We start from the raw sequence: 25,053 nt of genomic DNA on the forward strand, positions 1-25,053 counted from the left end.
GAAAAAGTGAAAATAAGGAAAACGTGCATGAACATAAAAAAACGGCTGACAGCCTTTCTGTTGCTTGAATGCTTTCTTGTCGGGACTGTGGCACCACCGGTGTATGCCGAGGCGCCGCGACAGGAGGTGCTGCCCGGCACTCCATGCAAATGGACCGTGCCGGTTCAGGAGGAATCCGGCTTTCTGGGGGAGTTCTGTGTCAGCCCTGAATCCGGGGGAGAGTATATCTCCGATACGGTCTCCCTTCTTGTCCCGCCGGGGGCGGTGGAAAATCCCGTGATGATTCGAATCGAAAAGTTGAGTCTGGTGGAGGGGCTGCCTGCCGGTATGTCGAACCTCAGCTCCGGCGCGGCGGGGTACCGTTTTCTGCCGGAAAACCAGAGTTTCCTGAGGGCGGTAAAGGTGACCCTGCCTTTTGACCGGAGGATCCTTGAGTCGGAAACAGCCCTCTCCAACCTCTATACCTGGTATTACGACAGGCGGGAATCCCGCTGGAGGAGGCTTGAACGCTGGAGGGTCGATCGACAAAAGGCGACGATAACCAGCCTGACGACCCACTTTACCGATATGATAACTTCCACCCTGACCCTGCCGGAGGGGCCGCAGGCTGTTGATTTTAATGTAAACAGCATAAAGGACCTGAAGGCTGCGGACCCCACGGCGGGTGTCCCACGGATTCAGGGACTTGATGCAGCCGGCATGGGAGATGCGGGGTTCTCGCTGCCCTTACGGGTACCTACGGGCAGGGGAGCAGTGACGCCGAAACTCGCCCTGACCTACAGCAGTGAACATCAGAACGGCTGGATGGGACGGGGATTCGATATCGGGGTTTCATCGGTTGCCATAGATACACGTTTCGGATTACCGGAGTACGGCGGAGAAGACATCTTCGCAATAGATGGAGAAGAGCTTGTTGCCACCGGAGAGATGGAGGATGGAGCGTTAAAATATCAGCGTCGAAAAGAGGGCAGTTTTGAAAGAATCCTCTGGTTTGTGAACGATGACCGGCGCTGGGAAATTACGGACAAAAATGGTACCACCCGGGTGTATGGAACAACAGACAGCTGGATCGGACCGGACCGCAGGGACCGTACAAAAATCTATTGCTGGTATTTGAGCAGGGTGATCGACGCCAACGGGAATACCGCGGATTACATGTATACCCGGGATGAGATAAACAGCGCTGTCTATCTGCGGGAGATCCGTTATTCGGGACACGAAGAGACCGGCGAAGAGGGCCTCTACCGGGTACGCTTTGACCTGGACCTCAGCAGCGGTGCCCGGCCGGACCGGCGCAGCGAGGCCCGGGGGGGCTTTGTCTCGAAGCTTGCAGGGCTGTTGCGGGGGGTGGAGATCTCCTGTGACGGATTGCTTTTCCGGCGCTATGAGTTCAGCTATGAACAGAACATATTCGGTCAGACCCAGCTGATCGAAACAGCCGAGTATGACGGAGGGGATCAGCGTTTCTACTGCTATGGATTTGAGTATCACAGCCCGAAGCAGCAGGAAGACGGTTATACCGGGTTTGAGGAGACCTCGGTCAGCCTTGGGTATCCGGAGCAGGTTCCTGCCCTGCAGAAGGATCGCTCCCTTAGCCTCGGAGGGAGCCTCTATACGGGGGTTACCCTGCGGCGACCGAAGATCGATTTCTGGGGAGGCCTTAAATGGGTCGTTGCCGCCAACTTCGGACTGCGGGCGGGAATGTCCTCATCCTCCGGCAGGACCGAGATTTCTCTTCTGGACCTGAGCGGTGATGGCCTCGCGGATATCGTGCTCTCCAAGGGAAAAAAGGCTGTCTGTATTCCCAACCGGGGGGACTACTTTGATTTTGAGAATACCATCAATTTCGGACGCCTGCCGCGGGAGGTAAACGAGAATGACTCGACTTCCTGCGATATAGGGCTTTCTGTCGGGGTTTTCCCCCTGTCCGGATCGACCACCTGGCAGTGGGGTAGTTCAAAAACGAAAAGCAGTTACAGTGATCTGGACGGCGACGGCTTTGTGGATTTTATAGCCTCTGATGAATCAGGGTACAGGAAAAATCAGCAGGGTACCGGTTTTACGGATGGACAGCTTCGCACATCCGGGGTCTCCGGTGAGATTGTCGAGATTTCCGAAAACGAACTCAGGAGCCTTGAAAACAGCTATTATATTCAGGAACCCCTCAGGCGCTGGAAGGCTTATCGCTCAGGAACAGTCAGAGTGGAGAATGAGTTTTCCTGTGCCGATACCGCCTGGGCGGATCAGCGGAACGAAAGCGCCTGGACCCGCACTCCGGATACCGCGCACAATGTCTCCTTTACCCGGGCCGGGCCGTCCGAGGATGCTCAGACAATTGATACTGTTTCAATAAATGCCGGAGAATCAATCTACTTTCACCTGGATACCAGGGGGGAGCCCCGGGGAGATGATCTTACCTGGCGTTCAAGGGTGAGTTATCGGGATATCGAGTATTTTGAGGACTGGGAACAGTACGGCGATTTCCTGACGCCACCCTACGAGTATGAACACCTTCCTGACAGTGATTTTGATGAAATCTACAACTGGACCTGTATAACAGATCCGAATGATTCAGAGCAGACGATCAGCGTCTATCACCGCATAAGCAACTGGAAAGATATCGCGAAAAGCGATGCAGGGGTCGCGAATGCCCTGATTCGGGAAGGCTTTATCAGCCTGCCGCGGATTCCCGCACAGCTGTATCAGCGTCTCATGACCATGGCGGGGACACGAATGGAGGTCAGGGACCTCATGTCCGGCGGCCGCAAGGTTTATCCGTCGGAACGATACCGGCTGTTCTATGCTTATACCCTGGCCCCGGAGGAGAACATGTATTACCGCACAGGCACAGATGGAGAGGCTGTTGCCCGGCAGTATCTTGATGACCTGTGCGATCAGGTCGGAACCGCAGCGGTGCGAAACCTGCTTCGTCCAAGCTTCCTTGAAGGTGAACGTATGTATCTTGAACACGACGGTTCCGCCCGCTCGTATACCCGCTCTGCTCCTGCTGTTTTCCTGACAGCTGAAATAATAGATGCCGAAGATAGCACCGGAGTCCTCGGGGAACAGAGTCTTTCCGGCGGGATTGTCCTTGACCGTACCCATGATTCAGCGGGTGAAGAGCTTCTCTATTCCCATGTTCTTATCCCCGGTGAATCGGGATTTCGCCTCGTACGGCGGGAGGGAAATACCGATACAGTGCTCGATTCAGCCCGGGTAAACAGCAGCGCTTCCGGCATCAGTGTCGATCTTCCGGAAGACGGTGTTTCCCGTCGCTTTGTACTGGGCGGCGGCACCTCCCTGATCAGAAGGCTCCCGGAAGCGGCTTTTGAAGGGGTTTTGACAGAAAGTCTGCTTGCAGGAGAGGAGTTCAGGGCGGATGATCTATTTCCCCTTGACGGCAGCCTCTGGAACGCCGTTTTAGCAGAAGCTGACCTGACCGCGGCGGAAGAGGCGGAGTACGCCGCGGCCTTTGTGTACGATGAGCAGAACGATTCCTACACCCCGCAGCCTGATATGGATGATGATCTGTATCTCTCATTCCTTAAGCTCCTGGACCGGCAGTCTGACAACGGACTTTCTGCTCTGGATACGCTTCCTGAGGAGAATGCCTTTCGTATCGTTCTGTTCAGTACGGAGGAGTACGCCGTGTTTCTGTCCGCTCAGGATCCCGATACGGCCGCCGTCATACAGGACTGCTTTACCCGGTATTCCGAGCCCGAGGCTGTACATTGGTACGCCCTGTCCGAACATTTGAGTTCTCACGAGTCATCAGCCATGGTCGATGCTCTCCGGCGTTACCGGGTAATGGATGAGCTTTTACCCTGGTACCGGGATGACGGGGAGTATTACCTGCTCGACGAGGCCGTTAGCTCAGGCAGTGATGAAGCGAACCAGATTTCAGCAGCCCTTGAAAAAGTCGGGCTGAGCGTATGGACGCGTCTTGAACGGAGCATACGCTACAGCTCCGACGGGAGTTTCAGTGTGGAAGATATCGGGACTGTCGATGCTGAAGGGCTTGAAGCCTTTTGTCCCCTTCCGACTGAAGGACCGGCAGGCCTGGTCCCGGCCGGAAGGATCCGGATTCCTGTGTACGATTATGAAGGCGTGTGCCGGCTGAAGGTGATCGATATACGTCAGGCGGATTCGGAAATCGATTATTCCCCTGAGAACAGGGTGGATTACTCATTTCTGGAGAGCATCGATCTTGGTGATTTTGATGGTGGTGCAGGAGGCTCGTCGAGCAACGTTGACACCAGCGCCGTGGAAAACACAGAATACCATCAGGAAAGCTTTGCAGGCGGCACATATGGCTGGTTTTACGGGGCCTGGACAGGGAACTACCTCTGGGATGAGAATGAGCTTTTCAAAGCCCGGGCCGATGAACACAGCCCGGATCAGTATACTGAAACCTCTACGCCGCCGCCCCCCAGTTTTCTTCCCCTCAACAAAAATGAAAAAGATGAAAACCGGATCATCAGGACGGACGGAAAAGAGGAGATGCGCGAAGTTTCCCCTGAGGCCTGGATCGGTGTGGACAACAGCTATTCGGATTCCGAATGGCGTGATGACGGTTCGGTCAGCTACACAGAATATACCTTTGCTCCCTATATTGACGGTCAGTTCTTTCATCCGGCCCGGGTGGGAGGCGACAGCTACTACCGAGCACCCGGGACCGGAACCATGGTCGGGGACGGCTGCCTCTCGACTTTACGAAAAGGAAAAAACTCAGGACAGGACAACAGTTTTTCCATTGCAGGCGGCCTGTATCTGGGCAGCCGGAATAGCAGTGAATCCTGGCTGTACAAGGATTTCCTGGATATTAACGGCGACTGCTACCCGGATGTAATCTACTTTCCATCGGAGGGTGGAAAATCGGTGCAGGTAATGTACGGTGCTGTCGATGAGGATGGGGCGTTCTCTCTCGGAGATACCGTCCCCTGGACTGCCGCATTCGACTATCTCAGCTTTAGCGAGAACAACACTGAGGGCTTCGGTGCTTCACCCCTGGCAGCGGTTGGGGCAATTAAGAACCTCTATATCGACGGAAAACAGGTGTCCTCGGGAATCGCAGCTCCCTTAGGCCTCAGTATCAACGGAACGGCCTCCTCGACCACCCGGCGTATGGCTCTGCGGGACATCAACGGCGACGGGCTTCCTGACCAGCTGCGTCGGGACGGAACCGGAGCACTCCTGGCTGCAATCAATACCGGAGAAGGTTTTGCTCCCGTGAATACTTTTGCAGGAGGCCTTGATGTTGACTTTTTTACCAGCCCCGGCGATTTTACAGGTGCAACTGATTCCCGGGGACTTTATTACGGAAATGTCGGGAGCTTCGGCGGGACCGTATCGGTGGGGTTCGGGAACCCCAGCGTTTCCATCGGCGCAAGCTGCGGCCTGACCGGGAATGCCAACCGAAGCTTGTTCCGTCTGGCGGATGTGAACGGCGACGGACTGCCTGATCAGGTGGCAAAACGAGCTGAAGATGACTACTTTGAGGTTCTGTTTAACCTTGGTGACTCCTTTGCATCAGAGAGTGTCAGAATTTACCGGGACGACTGGACTAATCTGGACTTAAAAGAGGCTATGCGGGAATCCCTGAACAGCCAGATATCTTCTGCAATCAATACCTTTACCGGTCTGTCCGTGCCGACCCGTCTTCCGGGGTTTGACATCGATCCGGCTTCCCTGGAGTTTGAAGACAGGCTTGGAATAGAACTGAATCCTTTCAACATCGATGATACCCTGGAGTATGCTGCCGGTCTCTCTCTTTCTCTCAATTCTTCTCTGACCATTTCCATTCCCCTGTGGTATCCGGTTCTCAGCTTCGACATCTCCCCCGGGGTAAACGGATCCTATGTCAATACTGCGGCGACTCTGAAGTTTCAGGATATTACCGGGGACGGGCTGCCGGATCACGTACTCCGGGTCCCCGGAGAAAACAGGGTGCGGGTCATGGAGAACAGGCTGGGGCATGCGGGGCTCCTGAAAACCATACGATCCCCCTTCGGAGGGGTCACAGAAATCAGCTACAGAAGAGCAGGCAACACCGTCGCCATGCCGCAGAACAGGTGGGTTCCGGAAAGGATCAGCGTGAATGACGGCTTCCAGGACGATCCCGACAGACCGGGAGAGCATTGTTACGTACAGTCCTTTGAGTTCAGAGATGGTTTCTATGACCGGCGGGAACGCCTTTTTTGCGGATTCGGTACAGTCAGAATCACCCGGTTCGAATCCCGCCAGTCCAGCGATCCCGGTGACTGGGACATTGCTTCGGTAACGGAGGACACCTATGCCCTTAACCCCGCTTATGACGATAACATCTATCGCCGGGGGCTCCTTACCCGCCGCGCCGTTTACGACAGACACCCGGAGGATTCCGGGGCTCTTCTTTACAGCGAAAAGATCTGTACGTATGACCTGGTTCCCCTTACAGACAGGAGTCGCTTTCCGCAGCTCTCCAGGGAGACCGAACGGCTCTATTCTCCGGAAGACCAGACCTGCATCGAAAAGCTGATCGAATACCGCAGGTACAATGAGTACGGCAACGTGGAACTTCTAACCGACTATGGCTCGGCCCGCGACCCTGACGATGACATGACAGCGGAGATTTTCTACGCTGAACCGGACTCAGGCCGCTACCTGCATGCCCATCCCCAATCCATTGAAGTGCGGGGCAGCGATGATACCCTGCTGCGCCGCCGTTTCGGGGGTTACGACAGATCCCGGGGAAACCTGATCAGACTGGACCAGTACAGCAGCGAAAACCGGTGGTCCACCCATTTGCTGGAGTGGGATCGCTATGGGAATCTGATCCGCATGGAAGGCCCCCGGGGACATGCTGTTGAGATAGACTATGATGACGCGGTCCATACCTACCCGGTGAGCATCCGCAGTCTGAATGACCGGGTCGCCTTTACCCCGAGCTATTCCAGCTCATTGGAGTGGGATTACCGTTACGGCAAAGAGCTTGTCCTGACCGATCAGAACGCCAATGTACAGACCCGTTCGTATGACAATTTCGGGCGGCTCACGGAAGTATGGAGTCCCTATGATACCGGAACCCGGCCGGCAGTCGCCTTTGATTACCGCAGCGATGCATTCCCCTGGCAGGCGGTGACTCTCAACAAGGTAAGTCACGATCCTGTCTCCGAAGACGACCTGCTGACAGCCGTAACCAGCGACGGGCTGGGGCGGATTATCCAGACAGCGAGGGAAGGAGAGGTTCATACCAAAGGGACCGGCTGGAACTGCTCAGGCGCTATAGTCTTTGACGGAGCAGGGCGTGTCGTGCAGGAAGGGCAAACGGTCTTTACGGGGGGAACGGGCGAATTTTTTTCAAACCTTCCGCCCCTGGCGGGCCTCAAGAATCCAACCGGCACAAGCTACGACCCCCTGGACCGGGTAGTCAGTATCGTGCTGCCCGATGATCCTGAGGACCCGGAGGATGACGCAATTATCTCGGTCAGCTACCGGGTGGAAGCGGCCAATCTGCTGGAGATAAAAACAGACCCCCTGGGAAATATCACCGAAACAATCAAGGACCCCCGGGGAAACATCCGGGAACTGAGAAAGAAGGCCCCCGGGGGAGAGCTCCTGAAGAGGGCAAGCTATGAGTACTCAGCCTTGAACGAGCTGATCCGCAGCCTTGAATACCAGCTGGAAACAGGAATATCATATCCCGTGGACTACGCCTACGATCTGGCAGGCCGAAGAACCCTCATCGAAAGCCCGGACGCCGGGAGAATTACCTTTGAGTATGATGAAGCCGGTAACCCGTTAAAAAAGGTGGATTCCAGGCTGCGGGCAAAAGGACAATCCATCCGCTACAGCTACGACGGACACAACCGGCTCATCCGAATAGAATATCCTGAAACGGCAGACACCACATTTGAATACGGCACAGGCAGCCAGACTGATGAGAACCAGGCCGGGCGCCTTGTACGGCGGAGCGACTCCTCCGGTACCATCGAGTACCGCTACGGAAAACTCGGTGAAGTGCTTTTTGCGGGCCGCAGCTTAAATCGCCTCTCCCCCGGAGCCCCTGCGAAGAGTGCGGAGACAGGCTTTGTCTGCGACTACCTGGGTCGCCTTGAATCAATTACGTACCCGGATACGGAGGTCGTCAGCTACAGCTACACCGCCGGCGGCCAGGTAAATCACGTGGAAGGCGTCAGCAAAGGAACGACCACCGTATACATAGAAGAGATCGGCTACGACGAGTACGGACAGCGGGTATATATGGAGTACGGCAACAAAGTTGTAACCGAGTACAGCTATAATCCCTGGAGGCGCTGGCTCGACACCATCGTAACCACCAATCCCGGCGGCTGCCGGGAGTATCAGAACATCGAGTACAGTTTTGACCCCGTGGGTAACATCGAGGGCTACAGAAACGAGGTCTACGGTTACAGAACCGAACAACAGTACAGCTACGACGCCCTGAACCAGCTTGTGAGTGCAGGCGGGACCTACGAACATACCCCCTACAACACCCAGGTTGACTATACCTCCCGTTACAGCCAGGAGTATGACTTTGATTCCCTGGGGAACTTCAGCCGAAAGACCTCGAGTCAAGGCTACTCACCGAACCGAACCCCCATGGGTTCTCTGAATTACAACCTTGAGTATCGCTACTGGGAGGGAAAATCCCACAGGGTACAGTGGGTCGGCAATACCCACTACAGCTACGACGCCAATGGAAACATAATAGAAGAACGGGAAGGCGGCCCCTCAGTCGAAGCAACCGCCGGAATCTCTGCCCTGGTGAAGGACGGAGTCTTGCGATCGGTTAACCGCGGCTTTGCCCTGATACGGAATCCCGATGAGAGCGAAGAGACCGTCGCCATGCGAAGCTATGAGTGGGACGAGGAGAACCGCCTGACCGGCTACGCTGACAGGCGGGTGAACATGGCCTACACCTATGACGCCGATAACCAGCGGACAGTGAAGTACCACATACAGGCAGGAGAAGAGACCCTCTATTTTGACCAGTTCTGGCAGGGGGTAAACGAGGACAGCGACTTCCGCCAGTCCAAGCACATCTACCTGGGGGAAACGCGCATTGCAACACGTTTAAACCTGGAATCCCGGAACGGAAGTACCGATAACAGCTATGAACTTGCGAACACCTACTACTACCATCCGGATCATCTGGGAAGCGCCCATTTCGTGACCGACCGGCATGGAGGCCGGTACGAGCACATGGAATACACGCCTTACGGAGAGCTGTGGGAGGAACAGGTATCCGACAGCCACGACATGATCCCCTTCCGCTTTACCGCAAAGGAGTGGGACGAAGAGACCGGGCTGTATTACTACGGTGCCAGGTACCTTGATCCCAAGCGGGGGAGGTGGTTGAGTGCGGATCCGGCGGGACCGGAACTGGGGGATCCGAACAGGGAGGGGTTTTCTATTGTAGAAGCGGCGAATTGGTATAGTTATGTGAGTAATAATCCGGTGATGTATGTTGATCCTACGGGATTAGAAAGCGCCGATGCAGCAAAACATTGGTACAACGCAATCTATGAACAGAATAAGGGATGGGAAATAACTCAAGATTATGGCTCTGCTGAAATGGCATCAATGGGATACTACCCAAAATCTAATGGGATTCATACAGGTGTCGATCTGAAGAAGACAGATGACTTAGGAAATAACGTAACAACAGGTACACCTATTTTTCCGGATCGACCGGGTAAAATTAAATATATTAGAGATGAAGATCCAGGCTGTGGATTTGGTAAGTATGTCGGAATTGAAAGTGAGGATGGATCTAATATTGAGGTACTTGCTCACTTAGATTCCATCGCTCCTGAAATTAGAGTAGGTTTCTACGTTGATAAAACGACTTCTGTGGGAACAGGTGGAAATACTGGGAATTCAACAGGGCCACATTTACATAAACAAGTACAGCGAGATGTTCTAAAAAATGGAAGGACTCCTGGGATGGGTGCTGATGGAAATGTCGTTCAAAGTATGAGTAATTATGACAGAATTACTATTCCAGTATCAAAATCATGGTTTATGAGGTAACAAATGAAAGCATTGAAAATTTCTACCATTGTTGTATTTCTATTTTTAGCTACCGCATGTACTGAAGCCGATGAATCAAACCGTTCTACAGAAGTCGCAGAGCTAAAAGCAAAGGTTTACAATCTCCAGTCTGAAAATGAAAAACTGAAAGAGCGTAATGAAGAATTAACTACTGCCAATTCAACTCTAATCAAGGAGAAGAGTAGTCTATACAACCCTTTTTCTGGTAGTGGAAATCCTTTTAAATCCTTCCTGTTTTCCAACTCAACATCTTTTCCTTTTGGATATCTACAGGTTACAGGTTACTTCGAAGAAATTTTGATCTCAGATGTTGATAATGGATTAGAAGGACTTTGTCCGTTCTTTGTTGTTAATGAGATGGATTCAGATTTAAGTAACTACTTTTGGTCAATGATAAACAAGGGTAATACGTTCAATCGAAATATCGATGATCATATAGGTCTTTCTCTCAATCTTGATGATACACCAGAGATCATCATTGATGAACTGAAATCGAGTAGTAAGGAAATCACTGTCATCGGCTATCTAAGAGATTTAGAACTTGGTGGAAATATGACGTTGTGTAATCAGTATTTTACTCCCTTGGCAGTAATTTCCCCATAATAACCGTATTACACAGCATCCCGGAATTCTCCGGGATGCCTGTCCGAATTATTATATTATGCAGTACGTAATGAGATTATTTATTTATATGTACTACAGTAGTAGTTTATCTGCTTTTGGGGATAAATTGAACAGAAGTAACGATCGCAATTTTCTGTCGTCCATTCATCAGGCATGAAGAACCTTTGAGACTGAAAAAAAGCGCATGATCGAAACCGTTGTTGGCTAATGGTTCTTCATTTCTCAGAAGCCAGTGCGAATCCTTTCATAAAGCTCTCTTGCATAATAAAGAATACAAAAAGGGGCGGAATCATGGTAATCATGACTCCTGCCATAATGACGCCCCAGTTATTCATCGCTTCGGCCTGGATAAGCATTTTGACGCCGATTTGAACTACGCGCATCTGCTTGGAGTTGGTAGCCATCAGCGGCCAGAGATACTGGTTCCATATATATATAAACTCGATTACCGTGAGGGCGCCAATTGAGTTTTTGGATAAGGGAATAAGGATTTGAAACAGGTATCGAAGGGGGTGACATCCATCCATCTTGGCAGCATCGAGAAGTTCAAGGGGAATGGTACGGAATCGCTGGACGAAGAGAAACGTCCCGGTTGCACTTGCCAGGAAGGGAAAAATAAGTCCGGCATATGTATCTATCCAGCCGAAACTGCTTACGATGCCGAAAAGAGCTACTATGCGTACCGGTATGGGCAGCAGCAGGGTTATGATTACTATGAAGAAGAGCAGGTTCTTTCCCTTGAAGTCGAAGTGGGTAAAAGCAAAGGCCGCCAACAGGCTGAATACTATTTTTCCAGCTGTCACGGCAGCTGCAATAATTGTTGAATTCAACATCATCCGGCCGAGGCTGACGCTTCGCCACGCGGCAGTGTAATTACTGAAATGTGCGGAAGGAAGAAGTTTAGGAGGTGAAGAGTAGACTTCCGCCGGTGTTTGCGTACTTATAACGAATGAAAGCACAACGGGAAGGCTGACTATCAGGATGCTGAGGATTATCACAGCATGCAGGGCGATTGTCTGTAATCTTGTACGTTTCATGGCTTTTTCCTATTGATAGTAGACCTTACGGCCGGTTGTCTTGAACTGTATCAATGTAAGAAACACTACAAGGGTGAACAAAATAAGACTCTCAGCAGCGGCGTATCCGGTCTTCGCGTTGACAAAAAAGTCTCTGTATAACTGATAGATAAGAATATTTGTTGAATTCGCCGGTCCACCTTCCGTGAGAACATCTATCAAACCGAAGGACTGGAAATATGAGTAGATAATATTCATTATCAGGAGAAAAAAGGTAGTAGGCGAGAGCATCGGAAAAGTAATGTAGATGAACCTCTTGACGGAGCCCGCCCCGTCGATCGCTGCCGACTCTATGGCTTCTTTCTGCACATTCTGCAGACCTGCAAGATAAAATATAATGTTGTACCCGAGGTTTTTCCATGTGGCCGCCACTGTTACCACCAGAATCGCGAGGGTGCTGTTGGTAAGCCACTCCACATTCATACCGGTGGCTACCTGGAAAAAATGGTTCATATACCCATTGGCAGGGTTAAAAAGGAATCTGAATATTGCTCCCGATATCGCCGGGGACAGGGCGTAGGGCCATATAAGCAGGGTACGGTAGATTTTAATCCCTTTTATATCCTGATTCAGCATGAGAGCGATCAGTAAACTGATGCTGAGGCCTGCGAGTACCACTGCGAGAGAAAAAACGACGGATGTTATAAAACTCTTGATATATACTTCATCAGAAAACAGATTGATAAAATTATGCAAACCGGCAAAGATTGTCTTGAGACCGAAGGGATGAACCTTGTAGAAACTCAAGCGGAATGTTTCAATGGCAGGATAGAAAAGAAATACTATCAGAATAATGAATGTTGGCAGTAATAGCAGGTATGGTAACCGTTTATTGTGAAAATAGGACTGCATGATCCTTTTCCTTTCTGAATTGTCAGGCGGGCGGCAGATTCTGCCGCCCATCCCGCTAAATACGGCGGTTATTCGACTAATTCATTCCATTCAAGCATCGATTTGGTAGTCTTTTCAGCCGCTTCATCAAGGGCTTCCTTGACTGTCATCTCTCCTGCATATACCTTCTGGATTCCTGTCTCTATAAGTGACCGTGCTTCAGGGAATACTCCCATCAGGGATCCGGCTGTATTGAGGGTATAGGGACTTTCAAGGAGTTGGTCAAAAGCCGTGCGGAAGTTGGGATTCTCATCGAACCAGCCTTCGGCTTCAAGCATTTCCATTGCAGTCTCTCGTACGGGAAAGTACCCCGTTCCTTTGTGCCAGCGAACCTGGGGCTCGTCGCTGGAGATGTACTTTACGAGTTTCAGAGCAGCCAGGAGCTCTTCGTTCGGATGATTGTTGGTTATCCAGAGACTTCCTCCGCCGATGGTTACGCCGCCGCGTGCCCCTTCCGGACGGGGAATATAGCCGGTACCCATTTCCCATCCCTTTTCCTTTAGAAGACCGGTAAGCTGATTTACATCGGATGTGGAGGACATTACCATGGCAACTTCCCCTGAACCGAAGGCCGCTCGATGGTTGGCCCAGCCAGGTCCGACGTCGAGGAACAGTCCGTCCCGCTCCATTCCTGTCCACCATTCGAGAATCCGTTGTCCCGCTTGGCCGTTGAATAATGCCCTGGTCGGATATTCACCCATTCGACCGTTGTCATTGTTGACAAAGGGTGCGTCCATGAGGCAATGAAATTCCTCGAAATACCAGCTGTTCAGGTTCCATGAAATTGGAGCTTTTAATTGAGGAATCTTCTGTTTGAGAATTTTTGAGTATTCTATGACTTCTTCGAATGTTTTCGGTGGCTTTTCGGGATCAAGACCAGCCTGTTCAAAGAAGGTCTTATTGTAATACATCAGAGGAGTCGAAGAATTGAAAGGCATGGAATAGTGTTTCCCATTGATTGTGTAATAATTACGTACCGGCGAAAAAAACGTTTCCCAGTCTATAGGATCCCATGCCTCGATTTCGTAGATTGGTGTAACGATCCCGCTGTTGGCCATCTGAAGGGTTCCGATTTCGTAGATATGAAACACATGGGGGGCATTCCCCGCTTTCGATGCCGCTTTGACTTTGTTCAAGGTGTCGTTGTACGATCCAGTGTATTGTACCTCAACTTTTATATTTGGATTGGCCTTCATAAAATCATCCACTATTCCCTGGATGAGATCAATTCTTGAGCCTCCCATGGCATGCCAGAATTGAATAGTCACCGGTTCTGTGATTTCCACTGTCTCTTTTTCACCTGCGGCAGTCTGTTCCGGCTGCCCGCCTGAGAAAAGTGGAAATACAATTAAGAGCAGGCTGCATGTAACTAGTAGAACATTTTTCATACGCACTCTCCTAATCTGGATTTTTATTGTGGATGTTTCCCCTCTTTCTATTAAATATCCGTTATAAGTATTTGTCAAATTATCTTCCGTCTCAGGTCGCAGCTCTATGGATATATATAGAAAAATAGAGATTATATTCTGAAGTATATGACTTTCTTCGGATTTTTCTTTTATTCATTCTCGATGGCAGAGGCTCTTTCCCTGACTTGGTGACATAGGTGCCGCAGTTATCTGGCCCTGGAGAGGGCAGTTGAATACGTGAATACATTTTTCACATTATCCCGTACCAGATTCATAATAGGTGCGGTTTTCTCTTCCTGGTCTTTTGACCATATCAATCAGGATTGTAATATTGACAGAAGCGGAGTAGGATACTTTATGGCCCGGTTCGATCGTTATCTCCGGCGTTTGTTGTATATAGTATTTCTCTTCTTTCTGTTTCTTGATTTTCCGAGTGATTGGGAACAAAGGATAATTCTGCTGGCTGTGTCCGGTGTTTCGTTACTGGCCGGACTGTTCTTCGCAGAAATATGGTGGGGCGAACATTCTTTTTTTCAAAACAGACTGGTAATTGCATCGGAACTTGTCCTTGCCTCCTGTGCGGCATCATTTTTCTCCTTGCCTCATTTTCTGTTTTTCACTCCCGTCATTGCACTGCGAATGGGATTGCTCTTTGCCGATGAATCAGGCTGGAAGCAGCGGATTGCACTGGTGATGACCTCCGTTCCTCCTCTACTGGCGGGGATAGCGGCAAGTCCCCCGGCGCTGACACTGTATCTTGCAGCAGCCCTTGCGGCTTCCTGCGCCGCCTGTTTTTCCATGCTTTTTCATCGTGAGCAGAAATCAATCCGCCTGGAAACTGAAAAGAACCTTCAAACGAAGGATGCCATTCTTTCAACCCTGGCCCACGAGGTTCGCACGCCTCTTACCGTTATCCAGTCCACCGTCGATATCATGTGTGAAGGCAGGGGCGGTCCCTTGAGTCCACGGCAGTATCAGTTTCTCCAGTCCGTGGGGAGCAATGTACGCAGACTGGTAACACTCTCCGACGCCATTCTTGCCAGTATACGAGTGGAGAGTGCCTGGTTTACGGTCAGTCTGCACCCCATTGATATCCGGCGGTTAATAAAGGATGTTGCAGTTCATATGCGGCCCGTCCTGGAGGAAAAACAGATCGAACTTCGCTACTCGTTTCCGAAACTCCTGTCCCGTCCGCCTGCGGATGAAGGATGGATACATCAGGTGCTGGTAAATCTTGTTCATAACGCGGTCAAGCATCTTCGCTATGGAGGACGGATCATTATTTCCGTAAACGAAAATGAACAGGCCATGGTTGTTTCTGTCAGCGATAATGGTTCCGGAATACGGCTGGGGGAACGAGCCAAGGTCTTCAATGAGTTTTTTCAGGGAGACAGCTGGTCGGATGAACAGCTGGACGGTGCCGGATTAGGACTGGCCATTGTCAAGAAGGTAATCGAAAAGCATAATGGAAAGGTATATGTCAGCTCTGTGGAACATGTGGGTACTACTGTCTCCTTTACGCTGCCTCATCATGAGGAAGATGATCAGTGAGTGATACTGCGAAAAAGATCCTTGTGGTGGATGACGAACCGCATATTCTGGATCTTCTTCATTTTCTCCTCACCGATGAAGGATACCTCGTTACTGCCGCGGATACCGGAGAGACGGCCATCGAGCTCGCCGGACATGAGGATTTCGACCTGGTAATACTGGATCTCGCGCTGCCGGGAATAGACGGTTTTTCCGTGTGCCGGCGACTGCAGAATCAGAATATACCCGTGCTTATGCTCAGCAGTTACGATGAGGATGATTATGTTGTGTCCGGTCTGGAGACGGGCGCCCTCGATTATGTCCGAAAACCATTCAATCACCGGGAGCTGATTCTCAGGGTGGCCAATCTTGTCGACAGAAACACGAGCTTGAAAACGCCGAAAACCCTGATCAGTGAGGATGTCCGGATTAATCTTGATACGGAAGAGGTTATCTGCCGGGGCCGCGTTATACGGCTTACCCCCACCGAGTATCTGCTGTTAAAACTGCTTATGAGCAGACAGGGAATGGTTCTCAGCTCTGAGGATATCCTGCATGAAGTATGGGATGCCGATGAATGGGACGGCTATCGGCAGATGGTGAAAGTAAATATTCAAAGACTGCGCAACAAAATTGAGAAGTACCCCCGGAACCCGGTAATGATTGTAAACCAGTGGGGCCGGGGTTACCGCTTTGTCCCCACTGTTACCGTTTCGTAACCCGATTGTAACCATATTGTTTCTTGCCCGTTACAGGGGCTGCCTCTACACTGAAAGGGACTTTAGATCATTACGGTAAATATGGAGGAGAATTATCATGAAAAGAGTAATTGCATTAGCCCTGGTGCTGCTGCTGTTCGTCTCTTTCGGTGTTTTTGCGGGGGGAGAAAAAGAGAGCGCCGGTAAAGTGACAGCGTATACAACCCTGGACGAGGAACTTGCCAGAAAGGTATTCAAGGCTTTTACAGACGAAACTGGCATACAGGTTGACTGGGTACGGCTTTCCACCGGGGAATGCGTAGCCAGAATGGAGGCGGAAAAAGAGAATCCCCAGGCAAGTATCTGGTACGGAGGGGTGGGCCTTGGTCATATCGAAGCAAAGAACAAGGGACTGACCATGCCCTACGAGAGTCCTGCCGCTGCGATGCCTGAGAACTTCCGCGATGCCGACCGTTACTGGTCCGGAATCTACGCCGGCCCCCTCTGCTTCGAAAGCAACACCCAGGCCCTGGAGAAATTCGGTCTTACAGCCCCCACTTCCTGGGAAGAACTCGCGGATCCCAGGTACAAAAATCATGTGCAGATGGCGAATCCCGGTTCATCCGGAACCTCCTACAATGTGCTGGCGACCATGGTCCAGATATACGGCGAAGAGAAGGCCTTTGATTACATGAAGCGGCTGGATCAGAACATTACCCAGTATACCCGCAGCGGTTCCGCCCCGGGAAAGAACGCCGCCATTGGTGAGATAACCGTCGCCATCGGATATGCTCATGACGGCGTACGACTGGTCAACGAAGGCTACCCTCTGGAAATCACCTTTCCCTCCGAAGGGACCGGCTATGAAGTAGCATCCGTCAGTCTTATCAAGGGCGGGCCTGCGGAAGAACTTGAAGCCGCGAAGAAACTCTATGACTGGGCCCTGAGTGAAACCGCTGCAGAAATCTACACCACGGCCTTTGTCGTTCCCTTTGTTGATGTACCCCTTCCCAAGGGTGCCATGCCGATCAGCAAGGTTAACACCATTGATCAGGATGACGAATGGGCGGCAGAAAACAAGACCCGCCTGGTGGAAAAATGGAACGCCATCATTGGTGGTGAATCCAGGACGGAAGCCAAGAAATAGTCGTACTGGTAATCCGGAAGGGCGTTTCCATGTACGGGAAGTGCCCTTCCTTTGTGTTTTTTCCAAGGAGCATTATTCATGATTACTGCACGGAATCCGCGACGGATTAATAACGGCTTTCATCAGCTCACCAGGGAGCCGGCCCTGATGATCGGTGTACTTATCATTACCGGACTGCTGGTCCTGTTTATTCTTTACCCCATGTTTGCGGCGGCCAAAATGAGTCTGACGCCGGATGGTAAGTTTTCCGGTTCGGTGTACCGTTATGTGCTGACCCATTCTCAATATTTGAGCGCCATCAGGAACAGTGTTCTCCTGGGTGCTATTGTTGCGTCACTGGCGACGTTTATCGGTTTTCTGTTTGCCTTTGCCCTTACCAGGGTGCGCATCGGCGGGAAAAAGTTTTTTCAGGGAATGGCGCTGCTGCCGATCATCTCGCCTCCCTTCATGTTTGCCCTCTCGGTTATTCTTCTGTTCGGACGAAACGGCCTTATCACCTCAAAACTGCTGGGAATGGACATGGCCAATATTTACGGACTTAAAGGTCTGGTTATCGTGCAGACCGTCAGTATGTTTCCCATTGCATACATGACCCTTTCGGGTATTCTGCAGGGGATAGATCCTGATCTTGAAACCTGTGCCATGAATCTCGGAGCAAAACGCGGAAGGGCTTTTCTTACCGTAACCCTGCCATTGGCACTCCCGGGTATTTTTGCTTCCTGGCTGCTGGTTTTCGTCAGCAGTCTGACCGACTTCGGCAATCCCATCATTATCGGAGGAAACTTCAACGTTCTGTCGGTCCAGGCATACCTGGAGTTTACTGGTATGGGAAACCTGCCCAGGGGTACTGCTCTGGCCATGCTGCTTCTGGTACCGACCGTCGGCGTCTTTTTTGTTCAGAAATACATAATGAAAAACAAGAGCTATGTCACGGTTACCGGAAAATCGAGTCGGCGAAGCACGGCCCAGTCTTCTGCTGCCCTGAGAATAATTCTTACTTTTGTCTGTGCAGCCATCTCCGGTTTTATTCTGCTTTTTTATGCCACCATCATCGGCGGAAGCTTTATAAAACTCTGGGGAATCAACTGGAGTTTTACGCTTAACCATTTTGTGTACAGCTGGGACGTGGGCTTTACTACCATGAAGAATACGCTTTTTCTTGCCATTGTAAGCACCCCCATTACAGCTCTGTTCGGTATGGCGATTGCCTATATTGTCGTGCGCAAGGATTTTCCCGGCAAGCACCTCATGGAGTTTATCTCCATGCTCAGCTACGCTATTCCCGGTACAGCCGTGGGTATCGGGTATATCCTCGCTTTCAACAAGGCTCCTTTTGAGCTTTCCGGAACAGCGTTTATTCTTATTACCTGTTATGTTTTCCGGAATGTTCCTATTGGAGTGGAGGGGGGGATTGCCGCCCTTAAACAGATCTCCAACGAAATAGAGGAATCATCAATAAACCTTGGTGCCACCAGTGCCGCGACGTTCCGCAAAATAACCCTCCCGCTTATCCGCCCGGCCCTGTTTTCCGGGGCGACTTTTGCCTTTGTGCGGAGCATGACTGCAATCAGCGCCATTATTTTTCTTGTCTCGGCACGGTGGAATCACATGACGGTACTTATTCTCGCCCAGACGGAAATTATGCGACTCGGAGCGGCCTCGGTCATGTCGTTTGCCCTCATAATCGTAATAATGGTCTTCATTTTCATAATCATGAAGGTCACGGGTCTGGGACGGGAACAGATCTTCGGCACAACAAAGTAACAAAGCATTAGAAGGAACAGGCGATGCAACAGAATAACTATTTACAGCTCAATAATCTGGTTAAGGATTTTCATGACGGCAGAGGCAATGTTGTTCGTGCCGTGGATAATATCTCTCTCTCGATTTCCAAGGGTGAGTTTGTAACCCTTCTTGGTCCTTCGGGTTGCGGGAAGACAACGACCCTGCGCATGGTTGCAGGCTTTGAAGTACAGACCGCCGGAGACATAATCCTGAACGATAAAAAGATCAATAATGTCCCGGCTTTTGACCGCAATATGCCCATGGTGTTTCAGAGTTATGCTCTGTTTCCTCATCTCACCATTTTTGAAAATATTGCTTACGGGCTTCGGATCCGAAAAATGCCGAAGGACACTATCCGCAATGATGTGGCTATGGCCGCACAGATGGTGAACCTGGTGGGACTGGAGAACCGCTATCCCGGAGAACTTTCCGGAGGACAGCAGCAGCGGGTGGCTCTGGCCCGGGCCCTGGTGCTCAAACCGGAGATTATTCTATTTGATGAACCTCTCTCCAACCTTGACGCCAAACTCAGGATTCAGACGCGAACGGAAATCAAGCGGGTACAGCAGCTGCTCGGCATAACGGCACTGTATGTTACCCACGATCAGAGCGAAGCCCTCAGCATCAGCGACACTATCGTTATCATGCATAACGGAAAAATTGTACAAAGCGGAAGTCCGGAGGATATCTACAATCATCCTGCGGATCCCTTCGTCTCGGATTTTATCGGTAACGCCAACTTCTTCGAGGGAAAAATAACTGAACTGGATAAGAGCTTTGTAACTGTCTCGCTTCTGGGCTCGGAGGTCAGGATCCCCACTGCAAACGCTCAGGAAGGGCTGAATACCGGGGATGAGGTCATGCTGGCTATTAAACCCGAGGCTGTGGAGGTCCAGCCTGATACCGGACAATTTACCGGCAAAATAGAGGTGAGCAGTTTCCTTGGCGCAACTACGGAATACAAGGTAGAATACTCGGATGGATTTCTTACAGCGATTCATCCCAATACCCATGGAGAGGTACACAACTTCCGGTTTGGACAGGATGTCCACTTTTCTTTCAAGACCGATTTCTTTAAGGTGTACAAGCGTTGATGCGGATGTCTCCGAAAAGAGTTATGGTGGGAAGATAAAGATATGACCGATTTTGGCTCTCTGGTTCGGGCTCACGGAAAAACGCAGCTGGAGATCAAGAACCGCTATCCTCTTCCAACGGAAAAAAACCGGGTTTCTTACAGCATCGATGCCTTTATGTTCACGCCGGCACAGCTCGGAATAAACGATGAACGTTTCAGCGTTGACCAGTTCTTTTCCGATGTTAAGAGTCATACGCGTTTTTCAATTTCCTACGTGCCTCTGGCCCGGCTGGTTGACCCCGGCTGTTCAATCAGTCCCCTGACGAGAATAAGGAACTACCTTGATACAGCTACGTTCTCTGCCGACATGAGCGAGCATCGCGTTCTCTATGAGCTGAGGACCCTGGCCAATCTTTTTTCCGCGGAAATGAAGGCGACCTACAGGCTCCTCAGTGATATTGCCTCTGCCGGAATCAGTCAGCATCTGGTAAAAAAGACAGAAAAGTTTCTCGATGAAGCATCCGTCTTTTTGCAGCAGTTCCGGGAATTCCATTCCAGGTTCATGGAGCCTTCCATAAATTCCCGCATACGAACGGCGATGCGCTGGAGTGATGAGTCCATAAGCCTTTCGGCGGAAAAAATGCTGTTTTACCTTCACCGGGTTTTTGACGGACACAAGATTCAATCTGTAATAGAAAATATGATGAAAGCGGAGAATCAGCACCGTCGGGAGATGAAATACCCTTCAGTCCTGAAGAATAAAAACGACAGCGAGATTGAGCGTATTCTGTACCGGGAGAGCATTCTGAAAAAGTGGGCTCAGACGGTTCTCTATATGTCCAGCGAAGAAACGGGTACCAACCGGAAGATCGGTCATATTCTGGCGGGGGTTGCAGCAGCGGCTGCCATGACTTTCGCCATTGTTGCGACTTTCTTCGCCGAGCGGCTCTTCGCCAGTTACAGTATTCCCTGGGCAATGATCATAGTCGTCAGCTATATGCTGAAAGACCGTATCAAGGAAATCCTCAGGGGAATCCTGCTGCGAATAATGCCGCGCTTTATTTCAGATCGCACCGAGAAACTGGTGGATCAGATCCTGCAGAAAAACGTGGGCAAGACAAAAAGTATGGTACGCCTTGTTCAGCTGAAGGAAACACCCCGCAGTGTTCAGGCGGTTCGAAATGCAGGGGCGAATCCCTTCCAGACCATACTGCCCCCGGAAAACATAATCCACTTTCGCAAGGACATAAGCATAAAAAGCGGGAAGCTGATGAAGGAGCATTCCCGGATCGAAGCTGTTACAGAAATCATTCGTGTAAAAATGGATCGATTTCTTGAGGAAATGGACGACGCCAAGAAGCTGCTGCGAACCTGGAAAGACGGCAGAATATCAGCAGTCAAGGGTAAGCGGGTATATCATATTAACCTTGTGCTGCGGCTTGTCTCCAGCGAAGATGAGGAGCAGTTATCCAGATATCGGCTGGTGGTTAACAGGCAGGGGATTCAGCGGATAGAAGAGGTGGTTTCCAGGTAATAAGACAGGAAAAGGCCTTTCTATATGATTTTTCTGAGCACCTTTCTACTCATACCACTGTGGTGCTTTTTTCAGGCCTTCGAAGAATCCCTGGTGGTGGGGGAAGATAACCTCTGCATTATAGCGGTTTTTCAGGATCCTGACTTTTTCTATTGAATCGAAATACGCCTGCATATCATGGACAATCCCCGAGGCTTTACCTGTGGGCTCAAAATTATCCGGGGTGTATATGCTGTCCTGGGGGAATATCAGGACCCGGTTCTTTAAATGAAGGATCAGTCCCAGCACCTCCGGGGCATGCCCGGGGAGGGATATCAGCTCCACTCCTTCCATTATTGAAAACTCCGATTCCACCAGATGGAGTCGGTCCGTGGAAAAGTGAAAATCCTCAGCAATGTAGGCCCCGTGTTTTCTGATATCCGGATCAGAAATAAGGGTCTTGCCGTATTCATAGTCCTTTCTGCCAACATATATGTCCGCATTGGGAAAGAGACGAATGTTACCCGCATGGTCCAGGTGCATATGAGATATAAGCAGGGTGGAAATATCTTCGGGTCGGGTATTGCACAAAGACAGCTGATGCAGCAGATCCTGTTCAGGGGATATGGATACGGGAAAAGACCTGCGCAGATGTTCCGGCCAGTAGCCTTCCATGGCCCTCTTGTTGCAGCCTGTGTCGAAGAGAAGGGTACCGCTCTCGTGCTGTATCAGTACGGCGAATACCGGAACGGGAATCCGCACTGTCTCCTCTTCGGGCCTGGCTCTGTAGGTCCGACCTTTTTCAATGACAAACATATCCCTGTCGCAGTGCAGGGTTCCTGTATCAAGTATAAATACCTTCATTTCAGCTCAACCTTGTGTGCAATTTGTGTTCATCATAATATCGGATATCCCGGACTGCAAGACACAATAAGCTTGAATATGCGCTGCTTGTTGTTTAGGATATAGACCGGAGGACAGGTATAACATCCTATGGATCTTTCCGTGCACCCGTGTAAAACAGAGGATATTCGCGTTACGCCTGTACTGCAGCAGACGGCTTACTGGTCCGAGGTGAAAAAGCTTCAGGGGGTATCCTCCGCCGCTTTCAGTGTCTCGGTGACTTCAGATGAACTGACAGTTACCGCGGCCACCGGCGATTCGTCAGAGGATCTGCTGGTACTGTTTCAGGAGATCGGTGACGGGCTTTCCATTGCGTATGTCCCCTATGGACCTGAGCTCGATCCGGGACCGGAGAATTTCGGCCCTTTCCTGGAGGAGTTATCGGAGACTTTACGGGGGTTTCTGCCTGCAGGCTGCATTCTGATCCGTTATGATCTGCTGTGGAGATCTCCCTGGTCAGAGGAGGACGATCGTTTTGACGAGAACGGCAACTGGCTCGGCCCTCCTGAACAGCGAAGTCAGGAGATCAGGATCAATTTCCCTACCCATAACTGGAATCTCCGAAAAGCCGGATCCAATATCCTTCCGGCGGATACGGTATTCATCGATCTGTCCAGGTCTGAAGATGAGCTGCTCGACCGCATGCGGGCCAAAACCAGGTATAATGTCCGTCTTGCTCAAAGGCGGGGGGTTGAGGTCATTTCCGCCGACAGAACCCGGCTCGATACCTGGTATGATCTGTACCGGGAAACCTGCAGCAGAAACGGAATCAATCTTCACGGGAGATTTTTTTTCCGCGCCGTTGCAGATGCAGCGACGGCTTTTGATGATAATTCCGCGGATATGGAGCTCCTTGTTGCCAGAGCAGACGGTGAAGATCTGGCCGCAATGTTTCTTGTAAGCACCGGTAAACGGGCTACCTACCTCTTCGGTGCCTCGGCAACGAAAAAAAGAAACCTGATGCCCACCTATGCCCTCCAGTGGGAAGCAATACAGCGGGCAAAACACAAGGGCTGCAGGGAATACGATATGTTCGGCGTCTCGCCTTCTGCCGACAAAGCTCACCCCATGTACGGCCTCTACCGCTTCAAGACGGGATTCGGCGGATATATCTTTCACCGCATGGGGTGCTGGGATTATCCTCTTGATCCCGCGGTATATGATCAGTTACGCACTCTTGAGATGAACAGCACCGGGTATCACGTGTAAATCATTATTCATAAATAACCTGTAGGAGTTTCTTTATGCCTGTACGGGATTCTGTTTTAGAGAAAAAATTGTCCCGCTTTCGGGATTTCTGGGACCGCAAGCCTGTTAAGCGTCCCATTATCGGTATAGACATAGGCGGCTGGTTTCCTTTTCAACGTTTTTCTTCCCTGAGCAGAATTGCCGACGGCGCGCAGATCTCCCCGGAACAGCTTTCAAGCGGAGAATGTCTTTCTGACTACGAGGAGTTTTTCCAGCGGTCCCTGGCGACGGAGGATGACCTGATAAAAGGGGCTGCGCCGATCTCCGCCATACCCTGGATGGAGGGGGTACTTGGCGCACGCCTTCGGCGTAACCGGGACAGTGTGTGGGCCGATGAACGGCGGCTGAGCTGGGACGACATCTTCTCCTTTGAGCTGACGGATGATAACCCCTGGCTTCGCAGGTATCTTAGCTTTGTTCAGGATCTGTCTGAACAGGGCAGGGGACGGTATCCGGTGGGGCTTCCTATTCTGCGGGGAACGGCGGATCTTTTCGGAATGCTCCGCGGGCACAGCGAGGCCCTGATCGACTGCATTGAAGAGCCGGAACTTTCCAGGAAGGCTTGCGCAGTCTGTGCCGATGCCCTGACAGGGCTTGTTCGGCAGCATCACGGTACCGCGGGGGATTTTTTCGGAGGATACTATATCGAGCAGTACGGAATCTGGGCCCCGGGACCCTTCGTCCGTCTCCAGGAGGATGAGTCCGCCGTCTATTCTCCCGATCTTTATGTCCGGATAATACAGGATTTTGACCGGAAGATCGCCGCTTCTTTTCCTTACAGTCTTATCCACCTGCATTCTGCAAGCCTCTTTCTGCTCGAACATTTTCTCGATGTTAAGGAAATCGATGTGTTCGAGATCAACAAGGATATCTGTGAAATGGACCTGCCCCGGATGATGCCCTATCTTAAGCGCATACAGGAAGCAGGGCGCCTGCTGTATATCCGCGGTCCCTTGACCCGGGATGATTACCGGCTTATAAGCCGTGAGCTTTCTCCTGAGGGACTGGTACTGCAGACGGTCGTTCAGAACCTGGAGGAGGCCCGGGAGGTCCATGAAGCCCTGAACGGAATATACCCGGGCCGATGATGGTGCCGGA

At 51.0% G+C, this 25,053-nt stretch carries 14 protein-coding genes; 10 read left to right on the plus strand and 4 right to left on the minus strand.

The features are described 5' to 3' along the window. Positions 1-27: 27 nt before the first annotated feature. On the plus strand, positions 28-10,035 hold the full coding sequence (locus tag B4O97_RS00980; protein WP_083047417.1) for a toxin TcdB middle/N-terminal domain-containing protein: 10,008 nt from the start codon (positions 28-30) through the stop codon (positions 10,033-10,035). A gap of 3 nt (positions 10,036-10,038) precedes the next feature. Further along, positions 10,039-10,659, plus strand: coding sequence for a bZIP transcription factor (locus tag B4O97_RS00985; RefSeq protein ID WP_083047419.1), 621 nt, complete (start codon positions 10,039-10,041; stop codon positions 10,657-10,659). Positions 10,660-10,895: 236 nt separating this feature from the next. Here the strand turns inward: B4O97_RS00985 and B4O97_RS00990 are convergent, their stop codons facing one another. The 3 genes from B4O97_RS00990 to B4O97_RS01000 form a co-directional block, all read right to left on the minus strand. Then, the gene (locus B4O97_RS00990) at positions 10,896-11,717 is read right to left on the minus strand and encodes a carbohydrate ABC transporter permease (RefSeq protein WP_083047421.1); all 822 of its coding nucleotides are present in this window, start codon (positions 11,715-11,717) and stop codon (positions 10,896-10,898) included. A gap of 9 nt (positions 11,718-11,726) precedes the next feature. Further along, complete coding sequence (locus tag B4O97_RS00995; RefSeq protein WP_083047423.1) at positions 11,727-12,608, minus strand: carbohydrate ABC transporter permease; 882 nt, start codon at positions 12,606-12,608, stop codon at positions 11,727-11,729. 68 nt (positions 12,609-12,676) lie between these two features. Then, entirely contained in the window at positions 12,677-14,113 is a 1,437-nt protein-coding gene (locus tag B4O97_RS01000; RefSeq protein WP_198946992.1) for an ABC transporter substrate-binding protein, read from the minus strand. Positions 14,114-14,413: 300 nt separating this feature from the next. On the opposite strand from B4O97_RS01000, the gene B4O97_RS01005 reads away from it, so the two are divergent. The 6 genes from B4O97_RS01005 to B4O97_RS01030 all read left to right on the plus strand — a co-directional run bounded on the left by B4O97_RS01005 (position 14,414) and on the right by B4O97_RS01030 (position 21,825). Next, positions 14,414-15,607, plus strand: a complete 1,194-nt coding sequence (locus tag B4O97_RS01005) for a sensor histidine kinase (protein WP_083047426.1) — start codon at positions 14,414-14,416, stop codon at positions 15,605-15,607. Continuing rightward, a complete protein-coding gene (locus B4O97_RS01010) occupies positions 15,604-16,305 on the plus strand; it encodes a response regulator transcription factor (RefSeq protein WP_083047428.1) in 702 nt (233 codons plus the stop codon). Before B4O97_RS01005 ends, B4O97_RS01010 begins: the two co-directional genes overlap by 4 nt. Before the next feature lie 97 nt (positions 16,306-16,402). Next, positions 16,403-17,431, plus strand: coding sequence for an ABC transporter substrate-binding protein (locus tag B4O97_RS01015; protein ID WP_083047430.1), 1,029 nt, complete (start codon positions 16,403-16,405; stop codon positions 17,429-17,431). A 78-nt stretch (positions 17,432-17,509) separates the two neighbouring features. Further along, positions 17,510-19,195 (plus strand): ABC transporter permease, encoded by a 1,686-nt coding sequence (locus B4O97_RS01020; protein WP_083047432.1) that lies wholly within the window; start codon positions 17,510-17,512, stop codon positions 19,193-19,195. Positions 19,196-19,218: 23 nt separating this feature from the next. Beyond that, positions 19,219-20,310, plus strand: a complete 1,092-nt coding sequence (locus tag B4O97_RS01025) for an ABC transporter ATP-binding protein (protein ID WP_083047434.1) — start codon at positions 19,219-19,221, stop codon at positions 20,308-20,310. A 42-nt stretch (positions 20,311-20,352) separates the two neighbouring features. After that, on the plus strand, positions 20,353-21,825 hold the full coding sequence (locus B4O97_RS01030; protein ID WP_083047436.1) for a hypothetical protein: 1,473 nt from the start codon (positions 20,353-20,355) through the stop codon (positions 21,823-21,825). Positions 21,826-21,870: 45 nt separating this feature from the next. Here the strand turns inward: B4O97_RS01030 and B4O97_RS01035 are convergent, their stop codons facing one another. Then, positions 21,871-22,668, minus strand: coding sequence for an N-acyl homoserine lactonase family protein (locus B4O97_RS01035; protein WP_083047438.1), 798 nt, complete (start codon positions 22,666-22,668; stop codon positions 21,871-21,873). A 141-nt stretch (positions 22,669-22,809) separates the two neighbouring features. On the opposite strand from B4O97_RS01035, the gene B4O97_RS01040 reads away from it, so the two are divergent. Continuing rightward, a complete protein-coding gene (locus B4O97_RS01040; protein WP_233142871.1) occupies positions 22,810-23,916 on the plus strand; it encodes a lipid II:glycine glycyltransferase FemX in 1,107 nt (368 codons plus the stop codon). Positions 23,917-23,951: 35 nt separating this feature from the next. Next, complete coding sequence (locus B4O97_RS01045) at positions 23,952-25,043, plus strand: uroporphyrinogen decarboxylase/cobalamine-independent methonine synthase family protein (protein ID WP_083047442.1); 1,092 nt, start codon at positions 23,952-23,954, stop codon at positions 25,041-25,043. Positions 25,044-25,053 lie beyond the last annotated feature (10 nt).

The sequence above is a fragment of the Marispirochaeta aestuarii genome (assembly GCF_002087085.1).
Taxonomy (GTDB): Bacteria; Spirochaetota; Spirochaetia; order JC444; family Marispirochaetaceae; genus Marispirochaeta; species Marispirochaeta aestuarii.

What these genes read in the sequence shown, in the direction of transcription:
- B4O97_RS00980 (WP_083047417.1), top strand. Translation starts at nt 28, where the DNA reads ATGAACATAAAAAAACGGCTGACAGCCTTTCTGTTGCTTGAATGCTTT.
- B4O97_RS00985 (WP_083047419.1), top strand. Translation starts at nt 10,039, where the DNA reads ATGAAAGCATTGAAAATTTCTACCATTGTTGTATTTCTATTTTTAGCT.
- B4O97_RS00990 (WP_083047421.1), bottom strand. Translation starts at nt 11,717, where the DNA reads ATGAAACGTACAAGATTACAGACAATCGCCCTGCATGCTGTGATAATC.
- B4O97_RS00995 (WP_083047423.1), bottom strand. Translation starts at nt 12,608, where the DNA reads ATGCAGTCCTATTTTCACAATAAACGGTTACCATACCTGCTATTACTG.
- B4O97_RS01005 (WP_083047426.1), top strand. Translation starts at nt 14,414, where the DNA reads ATGGCCCGGTTCGATCGTTATCTCCGGCGTTTGTTGTATATAGTATTT.
- B4O97_RS01015 (WP_083047430.1), top strand. Translation starts at nt 16,403, where the DNA reads ATGAAAAGAGTAATTGCATTAGCCCTGGTGCTGCTGCTGTTCGTCTCT.
- B4O97_RS01020 (WP_083047432.1), top strand. Translation starts at nt 17,510, where the DNA reads ATGATTACTGCACGGAATCCGCGACGGATTAATAACGGCTTTCATCAG.
- B4O97_RS01025 (WP_083047434.1), top strand. Translation starts at nt 19,219, where the DNA reads ATGCAACAGAATAACTATTTACAGCTCAATAATCTGGTTAAGGATTTT.
- B4O97_RS01030 (WP_083047436.1), top strand. Translation starts at nt 20,353, where the DNA reads ATGACCGATTTTGGCTCTCTGGTTCGGGCTCACGGAAAAACGCAGCTG.
- B4O97_RS01035 (WP_083047438.1), bottom strand. Translation starts at nt 22,668, where the DNA reads ATGAAGGTATTTATACTTGATACAGGAACCCTGCACTGCGACAGGGAT.
- B4O97_RS01045 (WP_083047442.1), top strand. Translation starts at nt 23,952, where the DNA reads ATGCCTGTACGGGATTCTGTTTTAGAGAAAAAATTGTCCCGCTTTCGG.